20 protein-coding genes and 1 pseudogene are annotated in these 25,661 nt (G+C 69.8%); 12 read left to right on the top strand and 9 right to left on the bottom strand.

Annotated features, from left to right (window positions below; genetic code table 11):
- The first annotated feature begins 92 nt into the window (after nucleotides 1–92).
- Complete coding sequence (locus OHA89_RS26050) at nucleotides 93–977, top strand: phosphatase PAP2 family protein (protein WP_215140669.1); 885 nt, start codon at nucleotides 93–95, stop codon at nucleotides 975–977.
- Here OHA89_RS26050 and OHA89_RS26045 read toward each other — a convergent pair.
- Together OHA89_RS26045 and OHA89_RS26040 are read right to left on the bottom strand one after the other, a co-directional pair.
- Nucleotides 974–2,569 carry an amidohydrolase gene (locus OHA89_RS26045; RefSeq protein WP_406367253.1) on the bottom strand — a complete coding sequence of 532 codons (1,596 nt, stop codon included), beginning with the start codon at nucleotides 2,567–2,569 and terminating at the stop codon, nucleotides 974–976. The two genes, OHA89_RS26050 and OHA89_RS26045, sit on opposite strands and share 4 nt — an antisense overlap.
- Nucleotides 2,491–4,014, bottom strand: a complete 1,524-nt coding sequence (locus OHA89_RS26040) for an APC family permease (RefSeq protein ID WP_406367251.1) — start codon at nucleotides 4,012–4,014, stop codon at nucleotides 2,491–2,493. The genes OHA89_RS26045 and OHA89_RS26040 overlap by 79 nt, the downstream gene beginning before the upstream one ends.
- A gap of 107 nt (nucleotides 4,015–4,121) precedes the next feature.
- Here OHA89_RS26040 and OHA89_RS26035 point away from each other — a divergent pair, with 107 nt between their 5' ends.
- The 4 genes from OHA89_RS26035 to OHA89_RS26020 all read left to right on the top strand — a co-directional run bounded on the left by OHA89_RS26035 (nucleotide 4,122) and on the right by OHA89_RS26020 (nucleotide 6,959).
- Complete coding sequence (locus OHA89_RS26035; RefSeq protein WP_266610028.1) at nucleotides 4,122–4,730, top strand: TetR/AcrR family transcriptional regulator; 609 nt, start codon at nucleotides 4,122–4,124, stop codon at nucleotides 4,728–4,730.
- Nucleotides 4,731–4,797: 67 nt separating this feature from the next.
- Nucleotides 4,798–5,370: a maltokinase N-terminal cap-like domain-containing protein gene (locus OHA89_RS26030; protein ID WP_406367249.1), complete on the top strand. Its 573-nt coding sequence runs from the start codon at nucleotides 4,798–4,800 to the stop codon at nucleotides 5,368–5,370.
- A gap of 90 nt (nucleotides 5,371–5,460) precedes the next feature.
- A complete protein-coding gene (locus OHA89_RS26025; RefSeq protein WP_266610025.1) occupies nucleotides 5,461–5,994 on the top strand; it encodes a SigE family RNA polymerase sigma factor in 534 nt (177 codons plus the stop codon).
- On the top strand, nucleotides 5,991–6,959 hold the full coding sequence (locus OHA89_RS26020; RefSeq protein ID WP_406367248.1) for a hypothetical protein: 969 nt from the start codon (nucleotides 5,991–5,993) through the stop codon (nucleotides 6,957–6,959). The genes OHA89_RS26025 and OHA89_RS26020 overlap by 4 nt, the downstream gene beginning before the upstream one ends.
- Nucleotides 6,960–7,050: 91 nt before the next feature.
- Here OHA89_RS26020 and OHA89_RS26015 read toward each other — a convergent pair whose 3' ends face one another.
- Nucleotides 7,051–10,038 carry a bifunctional [glutamine synthetase] adenylyltransferase/[glutamine synthetase]-adenylyl-L-tyrosine phosphorylase gene (locus tag OHA89_RS26015; protein ID WP_406367247.1) on the bottom strand — a complete coding sequence of 996 codons (2,988 nt, stop codon included), beginning with the start codon at nucleotides 10,036–10,038 and terminating at the stop codon, nucleotides 7,051–7,053.
- 250 nt (nucleotides 10,039–10,288) lie between these two features.
- Between OHA89_RS26015 and OHA89_RS26010 the strand changes: the two genes are divergently transcribed.
- Nucleotides 10,289–12,631: a PIG-L family deacetylase gene (locus tag OHA89_RS26010; protein WP_406367246.1), complete on the top strand. Its 2,343-nt coding sequence runs from the start codon at nucleotides 10,289–10,291 to the stop codon at nucleotides 12,629–12,631.
- Nucleotides 12,632–12,838: 207 nt separating this feature from the next.
- Nucleotides 12,839–14,893 (top strand): PIG-L family deacetylase, encoded by a 2,055-nt coding sequence (locus OHA89_RS26005; protein WP_266610017.1) that lies wholly within the window; start codon nucleotides 12,839–12,841, stop codon nucleotides 14,891–14,893.
- Nucleotides 14,894–14,965: 72 nt separating this feature from the next.
- Here the strand turns inward: OHA89_RS26005 and OHA89_RS26000 are convergent, their stop codons facing one another.
- On the bottom strand, nucleotides 14,966–15,787 hold the full coding sequence (locus tag OHA89_RS26000; RefSeq protein WP_251064131.1) for a helix-turn-helix transcriptional regulator: 822 nt from the start codon (nucleotides 15,785–15,787) through the stop codon (nucleotides 14,966–14,968).
- 140 nt (nucleotides 15,788–15,927) lie between these two features.
- Here OHA89_RS26000 and OHA89_RS25995 point away from each other — a divergent pair, with 140 nt between their 5' ends.
- On the top strand, nucleotides 15,928–17,358 hold the full coding sequence (locus OHA89_RS25995) for an MFS transporter (RefSeq protein WP_266610015.1): 1,431 nt from the start codon (nucleotides 15,928–15,930) through the stop codon (nucleotides 17,356–17,358).
- A 76-nt stretch (nucleotides 17,359–17,434) separates the two neighbouring features.
- Nucleotides 17,435–17,953, top strand: coding sequence for a hypothetical protein (locus OHA89_RS25990; protein ID WP_406367245.1), 519 nt, complete (start codon nucleotides 17,435–17,437; stop codon nucleotides 17,951–17,953).
- An 86-nt stretch (nucleotides 17,954–18,039) separates the two neighbouring features.
- On the opposite strand, the pseudogene OHA89_RS25985 reads toward OHA89_RS25990, so the two are convergent.
- Nucleotides 18,040–18,126: pseudogene (locus OHA89_RS25985) on the bottom strand (glutamine synthetase); the annotation flags it as partial.
- Between the two features lie 285 nt (nucleotides 18,127–18,411).
- Here OHA89_RS25985 and OHA89_RS25980 point away from each other — a divergent pair.
- On the top strand, nucleotides 18,412–20,133 hold the full coding sequence (locus OHA89_RS25980) for an AIPR family protein (RefSeq protein ID WP_406367244.1): 1,722 nt from the start codon (nucleotides 18,412–18,414) through the stop codon (nucleotides 20,131–20,133).
- 443 nt (nucleotides 20,134–20,576) lie between these two features.
- On the opposite strand, the gene OHA89_RS25975 is transcribed toward OHA89_RS25980, so the two are convergent.
- Together OHA89_RS25975 and OHA89_RS25970 are read right to left on the bottom strand one after the other, a co-directional pair.
- Nucleotides 20,577–21,644, bottom strand: coding sequence for a hypothetical protein (locus OHA89_RS25975; RefSeq protein ID WP_406367243.1), 1,068 nt, complete (start codon nucleotides 21,642–21,644; stop codon nucleotides 20,577–20,579).
- Nucleotides 21,645–22,021: 377 nt separating this feature from the next.
- Nucleotides 22,022–22,795: a hypothetical protein gene (locus tag OHA89_RS25970; protein ID WP_406367241.1), complete on the bottom strand. Its 774-nt coding sequence runs from the start codon at nucleotides 22,793–22,795 to the stop codon at nucleotides 22,022–22,024.
- Nucleotides 22,796–23,175: 380 nt separating this feature from the next.
- On the opposite strand from OHA89_RS25970, the gene OHA89_RS25965 reads away from it, so the two are divergent.
- Nucleotides 23,176–23,613 (top strand): GntR family transcriptional regulator, encoded by a 438-nt coding sequence (locus OHA89_RS25965; protein ID WP_406367240.1) that lies wholly within the window; start codon nucleotides 23,176–23,178, stop codon nucleotides 23,611–23,613.
- 26 nt (nucleotides 23,614–23,639) lie between these two features.
- Nucleotides 23,640–24,203, top strand: a complete 564-nt coding sequence (locus OHA89_RS25960; RefSeq protein ID WP_406367239.1) for an HD domain-containing protein — start codon at nucleotides 23,640–23,642, stop codon at nucleotides 24,201–24,203.
- On the opposite strand, the gene OHA89_RS25955 is transcribed toward OHA89_RS25960, so the two are convergent.
- Both OHA89_RS25955 and OHA89_RS25950 read right to left on the bottom strand, forming a co-directional pair.
- Complete coding sequence (locus OHA89_RS25955; RefSeq protein WP_406367238.1) at nucleotides 24,196–24,669, bottom strand: NUDIX domain-containing protein; 474 nt, start codon at nucleotides 24,667–24,669, stop codon at nucleotides 24,196–24,198. The genes OHA89_RS25960 and OHA89_RS25955 overlap by 8 nt on opposite strands.
- Nucleotides 24,670–24,671: 2 nt before the next feature.
- Complete coding sequence (locus OHA89_RS25950) at nucleotides 24,672–25,412, bottom strand: XRE family transcriptional regulator (protein ID WP_406367237.1); 741 nt, start codon at nucleotides 25,410–25,412, stop codon at nucleotides 24,672–24,674.
- Between the last annotated feature and the right edge of the window lie 249 nt (nucleotides 25,413–25,661).

Here is a 25,661-nt window from a genome sequence, read left to right as displayed (position 1 = left end):
GGCCGGAGTAGTCCGTAGGTCGGAGCGCAGGCGCCCAAGACCGTCCCGAGGGATGATCGGAGGCGAGATCGCATCTGGCAGACTCTCTCCCCATGGGTGAAGCGAGCGTGAAGACACTGGAAACCCGGACGGACGTCTCGTCACCCCCCGTGGCCGAGAGTGAGGTCCGGACGGGGTCCGAGCGCTCCCTGCTGACCCGGCTGCGCAGTCCGCGCCGGCCGCGGATCTGGTTCGAGGTCCTGCTCATCGCAGTCAGCTACTGGACCTACTCGCTGATCCGCAACGCGGTGCCTGAGCAGAAGGCGGCCGCCCTCGCGAACGCCGACTGGATCTGGAGCGCCGAGCGGACGCTGGGCATCGCCGTCGAGCAGACCGTCAACCACGCCGTGAACTCCGTGACGTGGCTGGTCGTGGGCATGAACTACTACTACGCCACGCTCCACTTCATCGTGACCATCGGCGTGCTGGTGTGGATCTACCGTTTTCATCCCGGGCGTTACGCGGCCACCCGCCTCGTGCTCTTCGCCACCACGGGCGTCGCCCTGGTCGGCTACTACCTCTACCCGCTCGCGCCGCCCCGGCTGATGAACGGGCAGGACTTCGTCGACACCGTGCTGGTCCACCACACCTGGGGCTCCATGGCCTCCGGGAACCTCAAGCACATGTCGAACCAGTACGCGGCGATGCCGTCCATGCACATAGGGTGGTCGCTCTGGTGCGGGCTGACGATCTTCGCGGTCGCCTCGGCCCCCTGGGCCCGGATCCTGGGCCTGCTCTACCCGGCGGCGACCCTCGTCGTGATCGTGGCCACCGCCAACCACTTCTGGCTCGACGCCGTGGGCGGCATGCTCTGCCTGGCCTTCGGCTACAGCACCTCGCGGGCCTGGTTCGGCTCGCTCCCGCACCAGCTGCCGCGCCACCCCGAGCACGCGGGTCCGCACCCGGCGGCGGCGCTGCTGAACCGCTTCCGCCGCTAGGCCCCCTGGATCCCGCTCTCCCGGTGGGTGACGCGCCCGCCGGACATCGTGAGGCGGACCGGGGCCTCGGCCAGCTCGTCCACCCCGGCCGTGACCGGGTCGAGTGCGAAGGCCGTCAGATCCGCCCTCCTGCCGGGTGCGATCCGGCCCGCCACCTGCTGTTCCCCGGCCGCGAGCGCCGCGTGCGAGGTCATCCCCTCCAGTGCCATCAGCCCGGTCAGGGCAGGTCCCGCCGATGCCGCGCCGAGCGGGCTGCGGGCGGTGACCAGGACCTGGCGGGCGTCGTAGTGGGCGATGGGCCAGTCGGAGCCGAGTGCGAGGACCGCTCCCGCGTCCCGCAGGTCCCGGCAGCGCCAGGCGCGCCCGGCCCGGTCCTCCCCCAGCCGCCTGGACCACTCGTCGGTGTGGTCGGCGCGGGTGTACGCGGTGTGCGGCGGCTGCATCGAGGCGATCACCCCGAGCTCCGCGAACCGCTTCAGCTGGTCGTCGGGCACGGTTTCGATGTGCTCGATCCGGTGCCGCATCCGGGCCTGCCCGCCGAGCGCGGCGACCGTGTCCAGGACGTGGCGGACCGCCGCGTCGCCGATGGCGTGGGTCGCGGTGCGCACGCCGGCCGCGTCGAGGACCCGTACCGCCCGGGCGTAGGCCCGCGGGTCGGGCCAGAAGGCGTCGGTGCCCTGGCCGTGGCAGTCGGCGTGCTCCAGCCAGGCGGTGCCGCCCTCGACGGTGCCGTCCATGAAGAACTTCACGCCGCCGACCTGCCAGTGGCGGCCGGCCAGGCGCTGGAGCTCGATCAGCCCGGCCAGTTCCTCCTCGTCCGCACCCGGCATGCACCAGGGGGCCAGGCGCAGCCGCAGCGGCAGGTGGCCCTCGTACTCGACGGTCGCGAGGAGGGCCGGTACGTCTCCGTCGCCGAGGTCCATGACGTGGGCGCCGGTCAGTCCGGTGGCGGCCATGGCGTCGAGGAGGGCGACGAGGCGGGTGCGGCGTTCGGCGTGGGTGGGCTTGGGGACCAGGGCTCCGACCAGCGCCATCGCGGCGTGCTCGACGAGGTGGCCGGTGGGGCGGCCGCCGGCGTCGCAGACGATGGCGGAGCGCTGGGCGAAGGTGCGGGGGCCGGTGATGCCGGCGGCGGCCAGGGCCGGGCCGCTGGCGAGGGCCGAGTGGCCGTCGTAGAGGCGCAGGAAGGCGGGGGCGCCGTCCAGCGCGTCCTCGATCAGGGTGCGGTCGACGGGCTGTCCGCCGAAGGCGTTGTGGTCGAGGCCGTGGCCCACGACCCATCCCTTGGTGCGCTCGGCGGTGCGCAGGGCGGCCCGCAGCTGTTCGAGGTCGCGGACGGCGGAGAGGTCGGTGCCCGCTGCCATCTCGATGCCCCAGACGGGGTGGCTGTGGGCGTCGGTGAGGCCGGGGGTGAGGGTGGCGCCGCCGAGGTCGATCAGCTCGGTGCCGGGGCCGCGCCAGTCGCGTACGTCGGCCTCGTCGCCGACGGCGGTGATCTGCCCGTCGCGGACGGCTACCACGCGGGCCTCGGGGCGGCCGGGGTCGAGGGTGCGGACGCGGGCTCCGGTGAGGACGGTGTCGGCAGCGGGCACTGCTCTGCTCCTTCGGGGTGGGCGGGCTCTTCGGCGAAGCGGGCGTAGACCTCGGGGCGGCGGGTCTTGAGCCGCTGGGCGAGGGCGAGGCCGGCCAGGAAGACGGCGGGGACGAGGGCGATGAGGAGGGTGTTGACGGCGGTGGAGGCCATGGTGAAGAGCGCCACCTTGGAGACGACCAGGAAGATCGCCACGGCCAGCAGGACGGCGGCGGTGACGGGCGCGACGACGGTCCGCCAGGGGCCTTCCCGGTGGGCGACGCGCCGGAAGTAGACGGGTACGGCGAGGGCCGTGAGCAGCATCAGGGCCATGAGGGCGATCATGCCCGGGGTGTTCACCCACAGCAGCAGCTGCTGGTAGGGGTCGGCTCCGGCGAGGGCGAAGCCGAGGACGATCACGGCTCCGAGCGCGGTCTGGGCGGCTCCGGCCAGGTACGGGGAGCGGTGGCGGGGGTGGACGCGGCCGAGGGCGGCGGGCAGGACGCCTTCCTCGGCGAGGACGAGCGCGTACCGGTTGATGGCGTTGTGGAAGGCGAGCAGGGAGGCGATGACGCTGGTGACGATGAAGACGTGCATCAGGTCCGCCGCCCAGGGGCCGACGTAGGTGGTGATCGCGGCGAAGAAGAGGCCGCCGGGGTCCTCGGTGGCGGCGGTGACCACCTCTTCGGCGCCGAAGGCCTGGATGACGGTCCAGACGACGAAGGCGTAGAAGAGGCCGAGGAAGGCGACGGCGAGGTAGGTGGCGCGCGGGATGGTCCGCTGGGGGTCGCGGGCCTCGCGGCGGTAGATGACGGTCGACTCGAAGCCGGTGAAGGCGGCGAAGGCGAAGGCCAGGACGGCGGCGGTGCCGGGGACGAGGACGGCGCCGGGGGCGAAGGAGGCTGCCGACAGTCCGTGGGCGCCGCCCTTGAGGAGGACCCCTCCGGCGAGGAGGACGAGTATCCCGGTCTCGGCGACGAGCAGCACGCCGAGCAGCTTGGCGCCGAAGTCGATGGAGCGGAAGCCGCCGTACCAGATCAGCAGGAGCCCGGCGAGGGAGGCGGGGAGCCAGGGGATGTCGAGTCCCCAGAGGGCGCGGCCGGTGTCGGCGGTGGTGGTGCCGAGGAGCCCGTAGACGCCGATCTCCATGCCGTTGTAGCCGATGAGGGCGAGGAGCGCGGCGCCGATGCCGACGCGCTTGCCGAGGCCGCGGGTGATGTAGGCGTAGAAGGCTCCGCCGCTGCGGACGTGGCGGCTCATGGTGGTGAAACCGACGGCGAAGACGGCGAGGGTGAGGCCGGCGAGGAGGTACCCGGCGGGGGCGCCGATGCCGCCGAGCAGGATCGCGACGGGGGCGACGCCGGCCATGACGGTGAGCGGGGCGGCGGCGGAGACGACGAAGAAGGTGATGTCGGCGGTGCCGAGCGCTGCGGGGCGCAGCTCGGCCGGTGTGGTGCTTTCGGGCAAGGCAGGGGCCCTTCTGCTGGGGAGGCAGAAACCTAAAGGCTTTCGGTTTGCGGCAATGTAGCCTCCGGTTTTGGCATACGGGAAGACCTTGAAGAGGGAGAGAACCGATGGCACGGCCGCGCACCCCCCTCCTCGACCGAGAGCGGATCGCCAGGACCGCCCTACAACTGGTCGCGGAGCAGGGCGAGTTCAGCGTTCCGCAGATCGCCCGGGCGCTCGGGGTGCAGACCGGGTCGGTGTATCACCACGTGGACGGCCGGGCCGGGGTGGTGGAGCTGATACGGGAGCTCGTGTGCGAGCGGATCACCGACGAGGCCCTGACCCTGGAGCCCTGGGACCGGGCCCTGGAGGAGTGGGCGCGCTCCTACCGGGCGGCCTTCGCCGCGTACCCCCGGGCCATCCCGCTGCTGATGACCACGCCGGTCCGGGCCCCGCGGGTGCTCGCACACTACGAACGCGCGGTCGCCCTGCTGCTGGCGGCGGGGTTCGGCAGCGCCCAGGTGATGCCGCTGCTGACCGCCCTGGAGAACCTGATCCTGGGCTCGGCCCTGGACCTGGCCGCCCCCGAGGCCATGTGGGAACCGTCCCCGCAGACCCCGCTGCTGGCCCGCGCCCTGTCCACCGTGGGCACGGGCCGGGCGGACGCGGCCTTCGAACTGGGGCTGGCGGCGTTCCTCACGTACGCCCGGACCCTGCGGAGCGAGGCGAAGTCCTAGGATCCGGAGGGCAGTTCGTCCACCGCCATCCCCCGCTATCCCCACGATCCCCTGGAGTCACGTCCGCATGGCTGTCATCCACCACACCACCATGACCCCCGGCAAGCTGGAGCTCCTGGCGTCCTGGCTCCCGTCGCAGCCCTGGTACGCGGGACGGCCCGGCCGGACCCCGGAGCTGGCCAAGGCGGGCGGCTTCCGGCTGGACGACCCCGAGGGCGAGGTCGGCATCGAGTTCATGGTCGTCACCGATGGCGCCGGCGACGGCCCGGTCGCCTACCACGTCCCCCTCACCTACCGCGGGGCGCCGCTGGAGGGCGCCGAGCACGCCCTCGTCGGCACGTCGGAACACGGCGTACTGGGGCTGCGGTGGGTCTACGACGGCGCTCAGGACCCGGTCCTGCTGGCCCGGTTGCGTGCGCTGTTCCGGGGCAAGGCGGTCCCCCAGGCCCAGAGCGAGAGCGACGCCCCCGACCCCACGGTCACGGTCGTCCCGGGCAAGGACGGCCCCACCCTCTCGGTGACCCGCGTCCTGCACCCGGGCGCTCCGGCGGGTCCGGACACCCCCGCCCACGTCTCGGCGACGTGGCAGACCCCGGACGGCACGCCGGCCCGAGGCGTCTTCGCGTCCCTGCACGTGTGACGCGGCGCGGCCGAGGCCGCATGAGATTTTTCCCGGCGCCGGGCAACCGAACTCGAACAGGAGGTGGTCAAGGGGGCGAAGGGGGTGCCGATGCAAGCCCAAGAAGAGGCCCAGTTCCAGTCGTTCGTCGCCGCGCGCTGGACCCATCTGGTGCGGACCGCGTACCTGCTGACCGGCGATCCGCACGATGCGGAGGACGTGACCCAGACCGCGCTCGCGAAGGCGTACCGGTCGTGGCGGCGGGTCGCGCGCAGTGACAGCCCCGAGGCGTACGTCCGCCGGATGCTGGTCACCTGCAACAGCGACCGGTTCCGCAAGCGCCGGGTCGCCGAGCGGCTGACGGACAGCGTGCCGGACACCTCCGTGCGCGACAACGCCGTGGCGTGGGCCGACGAGCGCAGCGTGCTGATGGAGGCGCTGGCCCAACTGCCCGCCCGACAGCGGGCGGTGGTGGTCATGCGGTATTGGGAGGACCTCTCGGAAGCCGAGACCGCCGATGTCCTGGGCTGCTCCCAGGGCACGGTCAAGAGCCAGGCGTCCAAGGCGCTGGCGAAGCTGCGCGCCTGGCCCGGGCTGGGGCAGATCACCACGACGAACGAAACGCATCAGGGGGCGCTCCGGTGAACGGGCGAGACGACGGGCAGGGCAGGCACGGCGGACAAGACGGCCACGGCGGGCAGGGCGGCTTCGAGTCGGACCTGCGGGTGCAGATGGTCCAGGGCGCGACGGCCGTGCGGCCCGCTCCCGCGCCGTACCAGGCGATCGTCCGGCAGGGCCGTGTGGAGCAGCGGCGGCGCAGGCTGGCGGTGGCGGGGGCGGCCCTGGTCGTGCTGGCCGTCGTACCGGTCACGGCCATCACCCTCACCGGCGACCGCGGCGCCGGGCCGTCGGACCGCGTGACCGTGGCGGGTGGCGGCCCGACGCCGAGCGCGGCGCCGCAGTCGCCCCGGCCGCCCGCCGGGCCGGCCGCTCCGGCGACTCCCGGGCAGCTCGCCGACGGCATCACCCTCCCGGAGGCGGCCGCCGGGCTGGAGCAGTGCCTGGAGTACGACCGGCAGCGCCCCGGCGGGGCGGGTCTCCAGCGCGGCGACCTGGGCAAGGCCGCCGATTACCGGATCCTGCTCGCCCACCGCAGCACCGGCAACGACAACACCCCGGGCGACGGCCGCTACATCGTCGCCGTCAAGGAGAACCCGACGCCCACCCGGATCATCTGCAGCATCAAGAACGGCCAGACGAGCGGCCTCAACACCTCCGTCGGCGCGGACGACAATCCCGAGCGCGGCCCCGTCGTTCCCGACATCAACGGAGGCAAGCTCTACCTGCAGCGGCTGAGCTCCGAGGGCCCATGGAAGCTGCCCTACCGCTGGGGCAGCATCGGCACCGTCGTCGACCCCCGCGTCGCCCGGGTCACCGTCAGCTACGGCGGCGCCACCGCCGAAGCCGCCCTCGACCACGGCTGGTTCGCCGCCACCGGCATCCTGGAACGGGCCGTCACCCAGGCCCCGCGGATCAAGGGCTACGACGCCCAGGGCACCCAGGTCTACGACTCCGACCAGGACAAGTCCTACGACAAGCCCATCCCCTAGGCCCTCTCCGGGCTGTGCCTCGGGAGCGGGACCTCGCCGCCGTACAGGGGTCGGCGGCGAGGTCCCGCTCCCGTGCCGGGTCGCACGGCCCCTACGCCCCGTAGAACAGTTCGTCCACGACCGCGCGGGCGCGGCGGGTGATGCGGCGGTAGTCGTCCAGCAGCTCGCCGACCGTGCCCTCCGCGTAGCCGAGGTAGCGGCCCACCGCCGCCAGTTCGCGGGCTTCGGAGGGGAAGGTGTCCCCGGCGCGGCCGCGGACCAGCATCACCGCGTTGCGGACCCGGGTGGCCAGTACCCAGGCCTCGTCCAGGATCTGCGCCTCCTCGGTCGGGATCAGCCCGGCCGCGTGGGCGGCGGCCAGCGCTTCGCGGGTGCGGGTCGTGCGCAGTCCCGGTTCGGCCCACGCGTGTTGCATCTGGATCAGCTGGACGGTCCACTCGACGTCGCTGAGGCCGCCGCGGCCGAGTTTGGTGTGCAGGGTCGGGTCGGCGCCGCGCGGCATCCGCTCCGATTCCATCCGGGCCTTGAGCCTGCGGATCTCCCGTACGGCGTCCTCGCCGAGGCCCTCCATCGGGTAGCGCAGCGGGTCGATCAGGTCGATGAAGCGCCGGCCCAGCTCGGCGTCGCCCGCGACCGGTTCGGCGCGCAGCAGGGCCTGGCTCTCCCAGGTCAGGGCCCAGCGCCGGTAGTACGCGGCGTAGGAGGCCAGCGTGCGCACCAGCGGGCCGGAGCGGCCCTCGGGGCGCAGGTCGGCGTCGATGAGCAGCGGCGGGTCCGCGGTGGGCAGTTGGAGCAGGCGGCGCATCTCGGCGATGACCGCCTGGGCGGCCTTCGCGGCCTCCTGTTCGTCGACGCCCTCGCGGGGTTCGTGGACGAACAGGACGTCGGCGTCGGAGCCGTAGGACAGTTCGTGGCCGCCGAAACGGCCGACGCCGATGACGGCGAAGCGGGTGGGCAGGGTGTCGCCCCAGTGGGAGCCGACGGCGGCGCGCAGGGCGCCCGCGACGGTGGCGGCGGTGAGGTCGGAGACGGCTCCGCCGACCTGGTCGACGAGGGCTCCGTGGTCCTCCTCGGCCGGGCTGTCCTCCGTGCCGTAGGAGCGGATGATGTCGGCCGCGGTGGTGCGGAAGAGCTCGCGGCGGCGGACCCCGCGGGCGGCGGCGACGGCGGCCTCGGGGTTCTCGGCGCGGCCGACGGCGGCGAGCACCTCCTGCTCCAGGGCCTCGTGGGTACGGGGCTGGAGGCCCTCGGGGTCGCCGAGCAGGGCGACGGCCTCGGGGGCGCGCATCAGCAGGTCGGGGGCGAGGCGGCCGGCGGACAGGACGCGGGCGAGGTTCTCGGCGGCGGCCCCCTCGTCGCGGAGCAGGCGCAGGTACCAGGGGGTCTTGCCCAGGGCGTCGGAGACCTTGCGGAAGTTGAGCAGCCCGGCGTCCGGGTCGGCGGAGTCGGCGAACCAGCCGAGCATGACCGGCAGCAGGGTGCGCTGGATGGCCGCCTTGCGGGTGACGCCGGAGGCGAGGGCCTCGAGGTGGCGCAGGGCCGCGGCCGGGTCGGCGTAGCCGAGGGCTTCGAGGCGCTGGCCGGCGGCGCGCGGGGAGAGCCGGGTCTCGCCGGGGGTGAGCTGGGCGACGGCATCGAGCAGCGGCCGGTAGAACAGCTTCTCGTGCAGGCGGCGCACGACGGAGGCGTGGCGGCGCCAGGCCTTGTTGAGTTCGGCGACGGGTTCGGTGCGCAGGCCCATGGAGCGGCCCAGGCGCCGCAGGTCGTGCTCGTCCTCGGGGACGAGGTGGGTGCGGCGCAGCCGGTAGAGCTGGATGCGGTGCTCCATGGTGCGCAGGAAGCGGTACGCGTCGTGCAGCTGGGCGGCGTCGGTGCGGCCTACGTAGCCGCCGGCGGCGAGGGCGTGCAGGGCGTCGAGGGTGGTGCCGGAGTGCAGGGTGTGGTCGCTGCGGCCGTGTACGAGCTGGAGCAGCTGGACGGCGAACTCGACGTCGCGCAGGCCGCCGGGGCCGAGCTTGAGCTCGCGGTCGACCTGGGCGGCGGGGATGTTGTCGACGACGCGGCGGCGCATCTTCTGGACGTCGGCGACGAAGTTCTCGCGCTCGGCGGCCTGCCAGACGAGGGGGCTTATGGCCTCGATGTACTGCGCGCCGAGGTCGGGGTCCCCGGCGACGGCGCGGGCCTTGAGGAGGGCCTGGAACTCCCAGGTCTTGGCCCAGCGCTGGTAGTAGGCGAGGTGGGAGGAGAGGGTCCGCACGAGCGGACCGTTTCTGCCCTCGGGGCGGAGGTTCGCGTCGACGGGCCAGATGGTGCCCTCGACGGTGGTCTCGGAGCAGATCCGCATGAGGTGGGAGGCCAGGCGGGTGGCGGCCTGGATGCCCTTGCCCTCGTCGCTGCCGCTGCTCGCCTCCCCGACGAAGATGACGTCGACGTCGGAGACGTAGTTCAGCTCGTTGCCGCCGCACTTGCCCATCGCGATGACGGCGAGGCGGCACTGGGCGGCGTCCTCGGGGGCGGCGGCGCTCGCGATGCGCAGGGCCGCGCGGAGGGTGGCGGTGGCGAGGTCCGCGAGCTCGGCGGCGCTCTGTGCGAGGTCTATGGTGCCGCAGACGTCGCGGGCGGCGATGGACAGCAGGCAGCGGCGGTACGCGACGCGCAGCGCGACCGGGTCGTGGGCCTCGGCGAGGCCGTGCTCGAACTCGGGGAGCCCTGGGTGCAGGTCGGCGGCCTCGTAGGTGACGAGGGCGTGCCAGTCGCGGGGGTGGCGGGCGAGGTGGTCGCCGAGGGCCTCGGAGGCGCCGAGCACGCCGAGGAGCCGGTCGCGCAGCGGCTTGGCGCTGACCAGCGTGTCGAGGAGCACGGAGAGTTCCTCGGGCGGCTGCGCCTCGGCGAGCCGTACGAGCCCGAGGAGGGCGAGGTCGGGATCGGCGGTGGCCCCGAGGGCGTCGAGGAGCACCGGATCGGCGCGTACGGAGGCCAGCGCGTCGGCGTCGAGCAGCCGGGCGGCGGCGGAGGGGTCGGTGAAGCCGCTGCGAAGCAGCCGGATGAAGGTGCTGCTCCTGCGTCCCGGGACTGTCATCCCGCCGCCTCCCGCGGTTGTCGCTGCCACTGCCCTGGCGTACCTCCACGTGAGCCTAGCGCTGTGACCGTGAAGGTTCACCGGGCCACGGCCCCCGGCACGGCACCCCGGCAAACCTTCCCAGCCACAGCACTGGCCGGAGCAGGTGTTCGACTCACCGGCACGTACCATGAGCGGGATTATCTGATTATCCGAAGACTTATGGCGTGATGGGGCCCACTCCCCGCCGACCCTGGCCGCGAGGAGCCCCATGTCCGACGGACGCCCCTACCCCGGCTCCGCCAGGCCGGAGCCGGCGCCCGGCGGACGCAAGGCCGCACGGCGGGCCCGCGAGGCCGAACGCACGGGCGGCCGGCGCGGCCGAACGAAGGCCACCGCGGCGCCGGAGCCGAAGCGCGGACGCCGCCGGGCCGGAACCGCCGTAACCGAACCCGCCGCACCGGAAGCCGGGCGCGGACGCCGACGGCGCGGAAGCGCCGCGGCCGGAAGCGCCGCGCCGGAGCCGAAGGGCCACCGCTGGGCCGGGTTCGTCAAGGTCGTCGCCCTCTGCGCGGCCACCGCCGCCGGCAGCATGCTCATGCTCCGGGGCAACGACGCCCTCGACCGCCTGGCCTCCCCCGTGGTTCCCGACAGCAAGGCCACCGCCCCCGCGGCCCCCGCGGACGCGCCCGACCCCGGCCGGGTGCTCCAGATCATCGCGCATCCCGATGACGATCTTTACTTCATGAATCCGGACCTGCGCTACTCCATATCCGCCGGCCTCCCCGTCACCTCGGTCTACCTGACCTCCGGCGAAGCCGACGGCATCAACGCCGGCTCCGCCAAGCAGGCCACCACCGCGCCCAACAAGCCCGCCTACGCCGAGGCCCGCCAGAACGGCATACGCGCCGCCTACGCCAAGATGGCCACCGGCGACCGCGGCAGCGCCTGGAAGCGCACCGTCGTCCCGACCAGGGGCGGCGGCCACGCCGAGGTCGACGTCCTCGTCGCCAGGCCCCAGGTCAACCTGGTCTGGCTCCAGCTCCGCGAGGCCGGCAACGTCTACGCCGACGTCCCCGACAGCCTGCACGGCCTGTGGGACGGCAAGGTCCCCCGCCTGGAGTCGATGCTCGCCTCCGGGACCCCGGTCAAGCAGAGGTTCACGTACACCAAGGACCAGGTCGTCCAGACCCTCGTCGGCATCCTGGAGCAGTACAAGCCGACCACCGTGCGCTCCCAGGACCCGACCCCCGGCCGGTACCCCGACACCAAGCGGTACACCGACCACCAGGACCACTTCTACGGCGCCCGCTTCGTACAGCTGGCCACCGCCGCGTACGCGAAGGACGTCAAGGACCGCCCGCACTTCGCGCTCCAGAACTACCTCGGCTACTTCAACGGCTCCCTGCCCAGCGCCCTGGACCCGGACGAGGCCAAGGAGAAGCTGGACATCCTGGACACCTACGCCTGGCTCGACCAGCAGAACCACTGCGGCAGCGACGCCGGCTGCGGCGACCTCAAGGTCGCCGACCACCCGGCGGGCAACCACTGGTCGGACTCCATCAACTACGCCCGCGGCACCGGCACCTCCTGGCTGGCCTCCGACAAGGAGCACGGGCTGTGGGCCTTCAAGGTGCTCGACGGCCAGGTCGCCGTCTGGCACCGGCAGGGCCTGATCGGCCGCTGGAGCGGTCCGAACCTGCTGCCCGGCACCGGCATGGACCCGGGGGTGTCCACCGTCACCCTCAAGGACGGCCGGATGGCCGCCTTCGGCACCCGCACCTCCTTCGGCGCGAAGCCCGCCGATTACAAGCGCGAGATCGTCTACGCGGTCCAGAAGGGGCCGGGCTCCGAGGAGTTCGGGGAGTGGCAGTCGCTGGGCACCCCGGAGACGGCGGACGAGAACTGGACCTCCGACATCAGTGCGCCGGCCGTCTCGGTCGACGGCACCGGGCAGCTGGCGGCGTACGTTCGCGACGGCGCGTACACCCTGCGCGGCAGGGTGCAGCAGGCGGACGGCAACTGGGGGCCGTGGGAGAAGTACGGCGGCTCCGACCTGCACGGCACCCCGGCCACCGCGACCGACGGCGCCGGGCGCCGGATGGTGTTCTCGGCGACCTCCAAGACGGTGGTGGGCTGGGTGCAGCCGAATCCGGGCGCCGCGCTGGGCCCGGTCACCGTCACCGGACTGCCGGACACCACGCTCCCGCTCACGGCGGAGGGCCGCGAGGGCGGGGTGCGGCTGTGGTTCCGCAAGCCGGGCTCCGGCAACGTCCGTACCGCCCTCATGACGGGTGACGGCGGGCTGAAGCTGAACCATCTCACCGACCTCGGCGGCCTCAAGGGCTTCGGCTCGGTGACGGCGAGCGGGCACGTGCTGGCGGGCCGCGCGGCGGGCGGGCAGCTGGGCTCGGACGTCGGGTGGGGCCGGCCGTGGGAGCGGTCGCCGCTGATGTTCGTCGGCGCCCCGTCCTCGACGATGACCGGCAAGAACCTGGTCAGCCTGGCCGTGGTGGGGCTCGACGCGCGGCTGTACGTGACCTCGTCGGCGGACGCCCCGGACGCGCACCTGGCTCCGTGGCAGCCGGTGGGCCCGCGCAACGCGGGTCCGTAGCGCATCGGATCGCAGCCACGCGGACGAACAGCCTCCACATTTCGGTCACATATCCGGATCAAAAACTCCACAGGGCACAATCACGTCCGGTCATTTCCGGAAAGCAGGAGTCATCGCCGAAATCGGTGAACCAAGTTCCCCGTAATGGCCTCTCTCTGACTGCTCAGCGGTTTTCCCGCCCGGACGATCGAACCCTAGGCGTGCCCGATGCCCATGACCCGCCGCCGCTTCGCGGCTCTGCTCGGCGTGCTCACCGCCGGCACCACCGGTGTGCTCGCCGTCGCCTCCGGCCAGCAGACGTCGGCCGGGGCCACCCAGGAGAAGAGCGCCGCCGCACTGCCCGCGAGCGTCACCGCCGGATCGGTCGTCCAGGTCGTCGCGCACCCCGATGACGACCTGTTCTTCATGAACCCGGACCTCAGCCGCTCGCTGCTGTCCGGCGTCCCCGTCACCACCGCCTACCTCACCTCCGGCGAGGCCGACGGCCGCAACGAGGCGCACGGCGCGAGCATCCGGGACCCCGAGCAGCCCGCCGACCGCACCCACTACGCGGAGGCCCGGCAGAACGGCATACGCTCCGCCTACGCGCAGATGGCCACCGGGGACCGGACCAGTGCGTGGAAGCGCACCGTCATACCCACCGCCGGCGGCGGCCAGGCCGAGCTCGACGTGCTCATAGCGAAGCCGCACGTCAACCTGGTCTGGTTCCAGCTGCGCGAGGCCCGCAGCACCGGCGCGGACACCCCCGACAGCCTGCGCGGCCTGTGGAACGGCCGGATACCGGCGCTGGGCGCCCAGCTGACCTCCGGCACCCCGGTCAAGCAGCAGTTCACGTACACGAAGGACCAGTTGATACAGGCGATAGCCGGGGTCCTGGCCCGCTACGAGCCGACGACGATACGGATGCAGGACCCGACGCCGGGCCGGTACGAGGAGAGCGGCCGGTACACCGACCACCAGGACCACATGTACGGGGCGCGGTTCGTGCAGGCCGCCTCGGCCGCCTACGCCGCCCAGTACACGGACCGCCCCCGGTTCGCGGTCCAGAGCTACCTCGGCTACCACAACAGCACCCTCCCGCACGCGCTGGACCCGCAGACGGCCGAGACGAAGACCGGCTTCCTGCGGACGTACGCCTGGCAGGACCGCCAGGACTACTGCGGCTCCCCCTCGGGCTGCGGCGACCGCAAGGTCGCGGGCAACCCGACCGGGCGCAACTGGGCGCAGTCGCTGCGCTACACCCGCGCCGACCACACCTCCTGGCTGGTCGAGGGCACGCCCGGCCGCCTCTGGGCGTTCGCCACGCTGGACGGGCAGACCGCGTACTGGACCCGGAACCCCGGCGGCGACTGGACGGGCCCGTCCCTCCTCCCGGGCACCGGCATCGACCCGGGGGCGACCACCGCCCGCCTGCCGGACGGGCGGATCGCGGTCCTCGCCACCCGCACCGTCTTCGGCTCCCCGCAGCCCGAGGACTACCGCCGCGAGGTCGTGTACGCCGTCCAGTCCGCGCCCGACGGGGCGTTCGGGCCGTGGCAGTCGCTCGGCACCCCCGAGCACGTCGACGAGGACGGCACCTCGTCGATCAGCGCACCGGCCGCGGCCGTGGACGCGGCCGGCCGCCTCACCGTCTACCTCCGCGACTCCCGGCGCACCCTGCGGGCCGCCACCCAGCAGCCGGACGGCGGCTTCTCCTCCTGGCGGCGGCTGGGCGGCGAGGACCTGCAGAGCGACCCGGTGACGGCGCTCGACTCCGCCGGGCGCCGCCACGTGTACGCCACCACCACCAAGTCGGTCCTGGCCTGGACCCAGGCCGCCCCGGGCGCCCCCCTTGTCGGGCCGCAGCCGACGGGCCTGCCCGCCACGACGGTCCCCCTCTCGGCGGCCCCGGACGGGGCGGGCGTCCGGCTGTACTTCCGCCGCCCCGACTCGGGGGTCGTCCGCTCCGCCCTGGTCACGGCGGGCCCGGGCAAGCCCCAGGTCTCCAGCGTCTCGGAGGCGGGCGGCCGGGCCGGTTACGGCGCGGTCGGCGTCGCGGGCCGCCTCATCTCGGGCCGCGCGGACAGCGGCACCATCGGTACGACGGGCCTGGGCGGCCCGCCCGCGTGGACGGAGTCCGGGATGCTCTACGCGGGCGCCCCGGCGGCCGTCGTCGAACCCGCGGGCTCGACGACGGCGGTCCTGGGCCTGGACGCGCAGCTCCACACCACCACCACGACCGCGGCACCCGGCCGCCCCATCTGGCGCCGCGCGGTCCGCTGACGTCCGGGAGACTCCGCAGGCCCGCCCGGGTGGGTTCGCTGACCGGCCCGGGAAGAGGCCCGGGAGGAGGGTTTAGCCGGCGAGGGGGTACATCGACCCCCGCCGGCCCTCCGGCGAGGTCAGCCACTCCAGCTTCTCCGCCGTCTCGGTGCCCGGCAGCGGGGTGTGGAGCACGATCGCCAGGTCCGGGCGGGCCGGGACGCGCAGCTGGGTCGACTCCACGTACAGCCTGCCGACGACGGGATGCACCATCTGCTTCTGGAGCTGGCCGCCGGGCTCGATGTCCCGCCGCTCCCACAGCTCGGTGAACTCCGCGCTGAGCTCCCGCGCCTCCTCGACCACGGCCCGGAACCCCTCGTCGTGCGGGTGCTCCGAGCAGGCCGCCCGGAACTGGGCCACCACCTGGCAGGCCACCTCCTCCCAATGCGGGGAGCGGGCCCGGTAGATGGGGTCGGTGAAGAAGGCGATCAGACAGTTCTGCACGATCTCCGGGCGCATGCCGAAGACCAGCGCGGCCGCGTCGTTGTACAGCACCGTGTTCCAGTACCGGTCCATGATGTGCGCGGGGAACGGCATCCAGGCGTCGATCAGCCGCCTCAGTCCCTGGCACATGTCCCGGTCGGCCGGGGCGACCTCGAGGGCGGGCGGATTGAGTCCGGCGAGCACGTACAGGTGCCGCAGTTCGGCGCTGCTGAGCTTCAGCACCCGGCCCACCGCGTCCAGTACCTGCGAGGACACCGTGATGTCGCGGCCCTGTTCCAGCCACTGGTACCAGGAGGCCCCGACTCCGGCGAGCACCGCGACCTCCTCCCGGCGCAGGCCCGGGGTGCGGCGGCGGGCCCCGCCGTCCGGCAGGCCGGCCTCGGCCGGGGTGATCCGGGCACGTCTGCTCATGAGGAACTCGCGGAGTTCGGTCCGGCGGTGCGCTTCGGACGGTGTGACCACGAAATCCCCCTGTTCGGCTGCCTGGTGGTGCCGCCAACAGGATAAGTTCCCACTCTGCACGGGCATTCCCGGGCCGCGAGGCTGTGACCATGGCGATCGACACACAGACGACAAGCACCGGGCAGCACACGGCGGCTCCCGGGACCGACCGGCTCTCGGGCCGGGCCAGACTGGTCCTCTTCGTACTCTGCGCCGCCCAGTTCATGGTGGCGCTCGACTTCTCCGTGCTCAACGTGGCCCTGCCGGTGCTCGGCGAGGACCTGGGGCTGAGCCGGTCCGCCCTCCAGTGGGCGGTCACCGCGTTCGCGCTGCCGTCCGGGGGCTTCCTGCTCCTCTTCGGCCGGATCGCCGACCTGTTCGGCCGCAAGAAGCTGTTCCTGACCGGCCTCGTGGTCTTCGGCGCGGCCTCGATGCTCGCCACCCTCGCCTGGGATCCGGCGTCCTTCCTGACCGGGCGGGCCCTGCAAGGCCTGGGCGCGGCGGTCATCGTGCCGACCGGGATGTCCCTGCTGACCACGACCTTCCCGGAGGGCCCGCTGCGCGACAAGGCACTCGGCATCTCCGGCACCCTGCTCTCGCTCGGCTTCACCATCGGCATGCTGCTCGGCGGTGTCATGACCGACACCCTGGGCTGGCGCTCCACCATGGGCCTGCTCGCGGTCGCCTCGGCGGTCGTGCTGCTCCTCGCGCCCGGGCTGCTGCCGGAGTCGCGTACCCCCGAGCGGCCGCGGCTGGACGTGCCCGGCGCCGTCACGGTCACCGGCGGTCTGCTCGCGGTCATCTACGCCCTGTCGACGGCGGCCGAGCGCGGCTTCGGCGGTGTGGACGTGTGGGGCACGCTGGTCGTCGGACTCGCCCTGCTCGCCGCGTTCGTGGTGGTGGAGTCGAAGTCCCCGGCTCCACTGGTCTCCTTGCCGATGTTGAGGCGGCGTACGGTCGCCTGGGGCAATGTGGGCGGACTGGTGACGTTCTCCATGATGTCGGCGGTCATCTTCGTGCTGACGCTCTACCTCCAGGAGACGCTGGGGCTGTCGTCCTTCCGTACGGGTCTGGTGTTCGGCGTCCAGGGCGCGGCCTCCGTGGTGGCCGGTTGGTACGCCCCGAAGGTCATCGGCCGCTTCGGCGCCCGCCGCACACTGGTCGCCTCCCTGGCCGGCCAGGGCGTGCTCACCGCCGGACTGCTCGGCGTGGGCACGCAGTCGGGCGCCCTGCTGGCGGCCGTCGCCGTGTCCCTGGCCAGCATGTGCCACCTCGGCGCGATCATCTCGTACGGACTCGTCGTGACGAGCGGTGTGCCCGACGGGGAACAGGGCCTGGCGACCGGCCTGGTCACCACCACACAGCAGGTCGGCCTCACCGTCGGCATCCCGCTCCTCGGCGCCCTGGCCACGACGCAGACGGCGCTCTTCGACGGGGTGCGCACGGTCCTCGTGATCGACGCGGTGATCGTGCTCGCGGCGGCCCTCCTGGTCGCCGCAGGCCTGGGCCGCGGCCCGCGCCAGGCCGCCAAGTCAGCGTAGCGAGGGCGCAGCGGCGGAACGCACCCGTCCGCGTGTGGTGCGGCCGAGGGAGCGCCGCGGTCTATAGGTTGGACGGGTGCACCGCCTTTTCCGATGGCCTCACAGATCCGACCACACCCAGTCGGCATCGCGGACGGACCACGCGGGAGCCGTCTACGGGTCGATCCTCGCGGCTTCGGTGATCGCCACGGCCAGCGCGGCCGGTGACTTCCCTTACGTCCAGCTCATCGTCTTGCTTCTCGTGACGGGCGCGGTCTTCTGGGCGGCCCATGTCTATGCGAGCCTCGCCGGCGAACGACTGGTTGGCCGGCCCGTCGGCTGGGCCGAGGTCCGACGGGCCGGACGGCGCGAGTTGCCCATCTTCGAGGCGGCCGTGCTGCCGGCGGCGGCCGTGGCGGTGAGCCCGCTCCTGGGGCTGGGGCCGAGCGGCGCGGGATGGCTCGCACTGTCGGTCGCGGGGGCGCAGCAGTTCTCCTGGGCTCTGTTCGGAGCCCTGAACGCCGGTGCGTCCCGCACCCAGGCGGTCATCGAGGGCCTGGTCAACCTGGCCTTCGTATTGCTCATCGTGGCAGCGAAGGCGACCCTCGGCCACTGACGGGGCCCAACCGCGACTCCGGGCCGACGGTCGCTGACCGTCGGCCCGGAGTGTTGTGCGCGGCCCGCAGGGGCTGTGACCTGCTGTTACAGCACCGGGAGGTTCTTGCGGAGTTCGAAGGCGGTGACCTCCGAGCGGTACTCCTCCCACTCCTGCTTCTTGTTGCGGAGGAAGTCATGATCCTCTCGGCCCATCAGCCAGGTCACCCTCCGACCCCGCCCCAGCCAGCATCCAAGCGGCCGTCATTGGTCGTCCTCGGTGACCGCCGGCCACCCTCCGACGGCCCACGGACGGCCCAGAAGATGGGTCCGGGTGATGCGGACTGGAGGACTTCCCTCGCTGCTTGCTGGCGCACCGCCAAGTGACGGTGTGATCATCTAATGAAACGTCACCCATCTTGCCTGCATGCGGTGTACGGTCCGGCCAGGATACGAGCGACGTCGCCACACGGAGTGCCCATGGACAGGATTACCGACAGTTTTCTTCAGGAATTTTCCCAGGAGCGCCAGCTTGGGCACAAAAAACAGTCGGACCAGTTTGAAGCATTTTCAGCATACTGCGTGATATCGAGTGAATACGATGGCGAATTTGATCCAGTCGAGCTTCGAACGGGTGGCGGGAACGACCTCGCTGTTGATGCCGCTGCTCTCGTAGTCAATGGAGACATCGTCACGGAGCCGGAGGAAATCGATGACCTGCGCGCTCGGAACAATTACCTCCAGGCTCGCATCCTAATCGTCCAGGCAAAGACGACCAGCGGATTCGATGGAGCGCGAATCACGGATCTGGCCGACAATCTTTGCGACCTCTTTTCGGAAACCCCGAAGCTCCCCATGAGTGACGAGCTGAGGCGATTCAAAGAGCTCATCGAGAAACTCTACGGGAATAGCACCGCGTTCCGAAAAGGTTCCCCCGATCTTGTCGTTAGCTACGTCACGACAGGAACATGGAGTGGCGATCCTCATCTCACGATCAAAGTCTCAGCGGCCATCCAAAGGCTAGAGGGACTCAACATATTCGAGACCGTCACCTTCGAATGCCTCGGGGCACGGGAAGTGCAGGCACTATACCGCAGCGCCAAAAATACCGTCGAGGCCGAGTTCCTGTTCTCCAACCAAGTCCTCTTGCCTGACATCGAGGGGGTTGAACAGTCTTACATTGGCACCATCGCCGCAAGTGAATACATGCGACTGATTAGCGACAGCAATGGAAACATTCGAAAGTCTCTATTTTACGAAAACGTCCGAGACTTTCAAGACTACAATGACGTAAACAGGGGAATTCGGAGCACCCTCCAGGAGGATCGCCTACGGGGTAGATTCGTTGTTTTGAATAATGGGATCACTGTCGTCGCCCGCGAAATGAACGTCGTCGGGAATAAATTCACGCTGCGCGACTATCAGATCGTTAACGGTTGCCAGACCAGCCACGTGCTGTTCGACGAGAAAGATCAGCTTGATGGCGTCCACGTGCCGCTTCGGTTGATTGTCACGCGCGACGAAGATGTGGCCAGCAGCGTTACGGCGGCTACCAACAAGCAGACTCTGGTTTCAGACGAGGACCTAAAAGCCTTGGAGATTCTCCAGAAGGAGCTTGAGGCATTCTTCGAAGCCCACCCGGTCGAAAAAAGACTTTATTACGAGCGACGCTCGAAGCAATACAGCGCAGTTCCCGGACTGGAGAAGACGCGTATCGTCACTAGGCCGCAGCTCGTTCGGAGCTATGCCGCAATGATGCTGAACGAACCGTGGCGCGCTGGTCGCTACTACAAAGAATTGCAGCGAATTCGCGGAAATGACATCTTCAAGCCAGGGGATGTACCTGATCCGTACTACGTGAGCGCCGTGGCCTCATATCGCCTGGAATATTTTTTCCGCAACGGCCACATTGACGGGAAGTATAAGCCAGCCCGCTATCAACTACTGATGGCAATTCGAAACTTCGCGGAACCTGGAGTCGTGCCAAACAAGCGTCGGGATCTTGAGAAATACTGCATCCGACTCGCCGAACGCCTCTGGGATCCGAACGAGGGGCCGAGGTTGGTCCAAAGTATCTTGCCGGTCATTGACTCCGCCGTCCAAGCGACAGAAGCCGATGGAATTCTCGATCGAGATACTGTCCGAACCCAAAATTTCACTGACCTGATCCTCAAGGGCGTGAAGTCGATTCCTCGCATTTAATACCGTCGGGAAATCGTAGGGACGGCGGTATGGAGTCGAACCGGGCTACCATGGGTCGAGCAGACGGAATAGCACAGGGTTCCGGCTTTAGAGTTCGCCCTATGGTGGCCGAGGTGCAGCGCAAATTTGATTCCTATATGAACACTAGCCGGTATGGCTAGCCCTCGATGTAGCTCCGCCAATGGGCACGAGGCGGGTTGTGAATCCCCGTATACACAGCCGCTCGTAGGCTGCCGTCACTTCATCGGGAAGTCATGACCCTGGTGCCCCAAGTAGGGCATCCTCCGGCCCGGCTCTATCCAGCACCGGAGCGGCCATCAATGGTCGTCTTCGGTGGCCATCGGCCACCCTCTGACGGCCACAGACGGCCACAGACTGAGCGCTGCCAGCGGGCGACCCGGTCGCGCGCTTCGAGTTGTCGCGGGCCCAGACCTTCGGCCGCGCTAGCCCAGCACGTCTTCCTCGCGACCAGGCCAGGCAAGGGTGACGCCCACCCGCTCGCAGAGGGCGATCCACCGTGCATCGGCAGGCTCATACTCCACCCACAGAACAGCACGCACGCTGCTTGCGCGAGCCCGCAGCCTGTCGTGGTAGTCGAGCAGCTGCCCCACACCAGCGCGCAACTGACGTGTCTCGTTGGCCGGCGTCAGCGACTTCACTTCGCACACGGTCAGGTCGTCCGCCGTCATTCGCCACGCAAGGTCAAAGTCGGGGTCGGTGACTCTCGGGGACAGAATCTCCAGCCCGCGGGCCTGAGCAGCTTCCGCAAGGGCGTTCTGTAGTCCGCGGTGTGCCTTGAGGTTGCGTCCCGTGAGGTCGGGGTCCGGCGCGCTGAATTGCGGCGCGGACGGCGTCACCGACTCATCGGCGACGCGATATCCGCATCCGACAGGCACAGTGGGCGGCTGAGCCGTAGAACCCACCTGTACGAGATGGAACCGGATGACCTTCCTGAGTGGGCCTCCACCTGTCTGGGGGGCTTCGTCGTACGAGTACGGCGCGGCTGGGTCAACCGCGAACTCGCCCACGTAGCGAATCGTCCCCCTGGACCCCTCGAAGACGCGCAACGCAAGCCCCGACTTCACGTGATCGCGAATGGCGGCATTGCCGGGGCTGTCGAAGCTTTGGGAGCCTACCTGCCCCTCCCCGGTGTAGTGGAAGGTGCCGTCTTCAGCCCACTTGTCGAAGTAGCCGTGTTGGTGGCCCGTTTTGGGGTCGGTAAAGATCAGCACGTTCGCAGACTTGGCGCACTTGCTGATACCGCCCTGCCGGCTACCGCCGTATCGGTCGTGCAGCACCTTTCGCTTCACGGTCTCGCCGGGTTCCAGCAGCCACACGGGTCCCCCGGAGGCTCGGTCGGACCCGAAAGCCTCCTCGAACGCCTCCCACTGCGGACCGGTGACCTTGTGAGGGTTGCTGGCGAACAGCGTTCGGAGAGGCGACTGCTGGGAGAACCGCCCGTCCGATGTGAAGTTCTGCCGTGGGACCGGACGGTCAAGCCATTCGTCCACGACCAGCGGGACGTACCAGCGAAGGCCGGGCTCTTCCTGCCAGTACTCGTCCGGCGTGCTCCGCTGCTGAACAGGGGTGCCAGTGACTCGTCCTCGCCCCACCAGGCCCCCACTCGGTCCGGTGACCCACATGACGAAGCGGTCTCCAGCAGCGAGCTCCTGCCGGTACCGCCCCACACTCCAGGACCGAAGCTCGTGCCCATCGCGACGAAATCCGTCGAGGTCAAAGACGTCCGGGTTACACGTAAGGAGCCAAGCGCTCATACCCCACCCCCGCTAGGTCGATCCGATCAACCCTGTGAGGCTACGCCAGCTCCGGGTCACACCACTGGCCTTAAAGGAGACCTGCACCCCTCGCGCTGGCCGCCCTGACCTGCCTACCCACCCGACAAGCGATGCGGCCCATTCGTCGCCATATACCAGGGAAGATCAACATTCGGGATACGCGCAATCCCGAATTTAGTTGCCGCCTGGGCATCAAAGGCCGCTACGGCCTTCAATGTGCACCCAATCGCATCCGGGAGCACATCGGCAGGTATGTCAAATTTATCGCCAGCAACTAGACACCGGTCACCGAAAGAGCGAATGAACCGCAAGTCCACGACAGAACGCCGATGGACTACAAGATTTCTGATCGCAACAGACTTGACCAATAGGGCCTGATCAGAGGGCGAGACGTGAAGTGCCAGCCCCAGCCTCTTGCTAATGTACTCGGAAATTTCAGCCAACCCCTTGAAGGAAAGCTGCCCTACGTGGCGCTCGGCCGCCCAGCGCGTGAACTCTTCTAGAGAGTCGTGCTCCAATACCTCCTTCATGGACACCTGTTCCTGAGACTTCAAAACCTCAGGTCTGGCTATCATGATCTCGGTGAGGATGTCAGCGACATAAGACAGAAAATTGTCAACGGTGCGCGTGACCGCGACTTCCCGCATCACCCCCTTGATTTCCTGTAGGAATTCCTTCAGGATTTCCATTTTCGCCAGGACCTTCACAAGTTCCCGGCGGTCATAATTCTCACTGAAGGCAAAAACTTCGAGCGCCAATTGCAAGAACTCGTCATAGCGATCCGCCATCATGGGGCTTAGCGCAAAGTGCTTCACATTCAAGAAATGCTGCTCATAGAAATCCGAAGCTGACTTTGTCATCTGCACAGGGACAAACAGTAGATCGTCTGACACCGCTCCCCCAAAACTGTTCACTGTGCCCAGGAGGGTAGCTAGAACCGTCGGGACGCGCAGGAGATTCTCCCGCTCAGTCCGCACGCGGACCCTCTTGCACGCCCGCGTGCGCCAAGCCAGACCCTGCCCAGGACTCTCGGAGCGGCCAGATGCGAGAGGGTCCGGGCCGAATGAGGTTTCGATCCCACGGGTTCACCGGCCCGTCCTGGTCGTTGTCAGCCATCCGTGGCCGTCCCGGTCCGTCCCTGGATGGCGCGGTTCACTCCCCTCTTTCTTACCGAGCAGGACGTGCGAAGCTGGACCGCGCGGCAGGCCCTATCAGCCACCCGCGCGCGCCGGAAGAAGGAGGAAGCGTGACGAACCCCAGCCCGCGCGGGACGTACTTGACGATCGCGGAGGCCCTGCGGGCAAAGATCGCCGGGGGGGCCTACCCAGATGGCCTTCCTTCCGAGGCGGAGATCGGGCGGGAGTTCGGCGTGGCACGCACGACCGTCCGTCGCGCGCTTCGCGCGTTGGAGGAAACCGGCGACGTAACAACCGTCGCCGGGGTGGGCCGCCAGGTCGGCGGCCGCTCACAGATGGCGCCGTATAGGCGGATCATGACGGACCTGTTGGACCGCATTCGGACGGGCGAGCTACCCGCCGGTGCTCGGCTCCCCAGCGAGGCAGAACTCTCCGAGTCCTACGGGGTCTCGCGGGGCACCGTCCGTCGCGCCGTGCACGAACTGGAGACCGCAGGGCACGTTCAAGCTCAGCACGGAGTCGGGCGGTTCGTCAGCCCGGCGTCCTGAACCTCGACACCTTGGGAGGCACTCGCATGCACTTGGCTCAGTGGGCTCACGACCTTGCGGAGTCCCTGCTCGCCAAAAGCCTGCCGAAGCGGTGGGCTCATTCCCAGCGCGTCTACTCGCAGGCCCTGACGCTGGCCCCGGCTCTGGGTGAGGATGCGGAGCTGCTAGCCGCGGCCGCCATCGCGCACGACGTTGGGTACGCGCGGGCGGCCGTCGACACCGGGCAACACATGATCGATGGGGCGCGCTACCTGCGTGACGTGGTGGGTGCCGATCCCCGGCTGTGCAGTGTCGTGGCCTTCCATACGTCTTCCCCGTGGGAGGCCTCCGAGCTGGGGCTGAACGAGATGCTGGCGGAGTTCGGCCCCGCAGAGCCCGCGCTGGTGGACGCGATCACCTACTGCGACCTGACCAGCAGCCCCGTGGGCGCGCTCGTGGATCCAGCGGACCGGTTGACCGAGGTACTCGACCGGTACGGCCCGGATCACGTCGTGTTCCGAGCCGTATACGCGGCTCGACCGGAGTTGCTGGCCCGAGTCGCCCGGGTACGTCAGCGCAGTTTCGAGACAGAGCGGTCCAAGCTCAGCTGATTCGGGGAACCGGCGAGTCGCGGAAGCCTTCCTCCAGCCGCCGGCGGGTCGTCGGCGATACGTCGAGGGCCTCGATTTCCGCCCTGGAAACCCACCGCACCTCCAGGGATTCCGAACTCACCTTGATCTCGCCGCTGACCGGTCGGGCCCGGAAGCAGAGCGAGAACTCTTGTCGCACCTCGCCGTCAGCGAACGCGATGACATGCCCAGGGTCGGTGAAGATGCCCACCAGGCCGACGACCTCGACGAGGATCCCGGTTTCCTCCAGGACCTCCCGGACCACCGTTCCCGCGATGTTCTCGCCGATCTCCTGGACACCCCCCGGCATGCCCCAACGGCCGTTGTCCGACCGCCGCTCCAGCAGCACATCGCCGCCTTCGTTGACGACGAAGGCGGTCACTGCGGGCACGATGCTGTTGGCCTTCGGCGCGTTGGGATCGTCGAAATAGTCAGTACGGCGGCTCATGCTCAACCTTCAATGGGGACGGCTTCGGACCAGACCTTCTCAAAGCTCTGCTGATACGTGGAGACCAGCTCAGCACCGGCGACCTTGCGCAGATGGAGAACCGGCGTCAGAGGCGCGCTCACCCCGTACACCTGCGTGTTCACCAACCACTCGTCATCCGACCGATACAGCGAGTTGTGCAGCGTCGACCGGTGGAGTCGGAATTCGACCCCCGGAACCGAGTACAGGGGGCGGTAGAGCTTCATCACTTCGCGAACCTTGTAGGCCACGCCCTCGCCAATTTCCTCTTCGTCCCCTCGGCGCCGGATCTCTGGGCTGTCCGGATCGCCGAGCAGGATGCGCACCCGAACTCCGCCGGCCGCCTTCAGCCTGAGCAGCTGCGGCCAACGCGGATTCTCGGCAAGGAAAACACCCGCGTGCACCAGCACGCCGATCTCTCGTTCTGCCCTCCCGAACAGCTGGAGCCATAGGTCAGCCGGCACGTAGGAGCGGTGCGGGTAGACCTTCAAAACCTCGGCATCGGCAGCCTCCTTGCGCTGCCCGTCCGGCAGGCCATCCGGCCAGAGATAGCCCTCGTCCTCCCGCAGGAACGCCGAGATGGCAAGACGATGCCGCCGGTACGGCGCCCGCCCTTTGGTGATCCAGCGCTCCACCGTCTTGGGGTCGACCCCAAGGTGCTCCGCCAGGGCATCCACGGCGACGCCTTGCGTCAGCATCGCGGACCTTAACCGCTCGTTCGCCATCCCACCCCCAGGGACGTCCAGGGACGTAATCGCCCCTCAGAACGCTATCGAGGACGTCCCAAGTCGTCCAGAGACGCGGTGACTTCGTCCCGCCCTCCGACGGCACTCTGATGTCACACCACAAGACGGACCGGCTGAGGCGCAGAGCTTGACAGCCTCAACCAGAACCGCCAATCTGAGATACATGTTCAAGCATGTATCTCATGCAGTGGGCGCGGCTACCTGCGCTGACCTGCATGGATGCCTGTA

This window comes from Streptomyces sp. NBC_01546, assembly GCF_045208355.1.
Lineage (GTDB): Bacteria > Actinomycetota > Actinomycetes > Streptomycetales > Streptomycetaceae > Streptomyces.
Note: the sequence above shows the minus strand (reverse complement) of the source record. Positions and strands in the feature narration are given on the sequence as shown.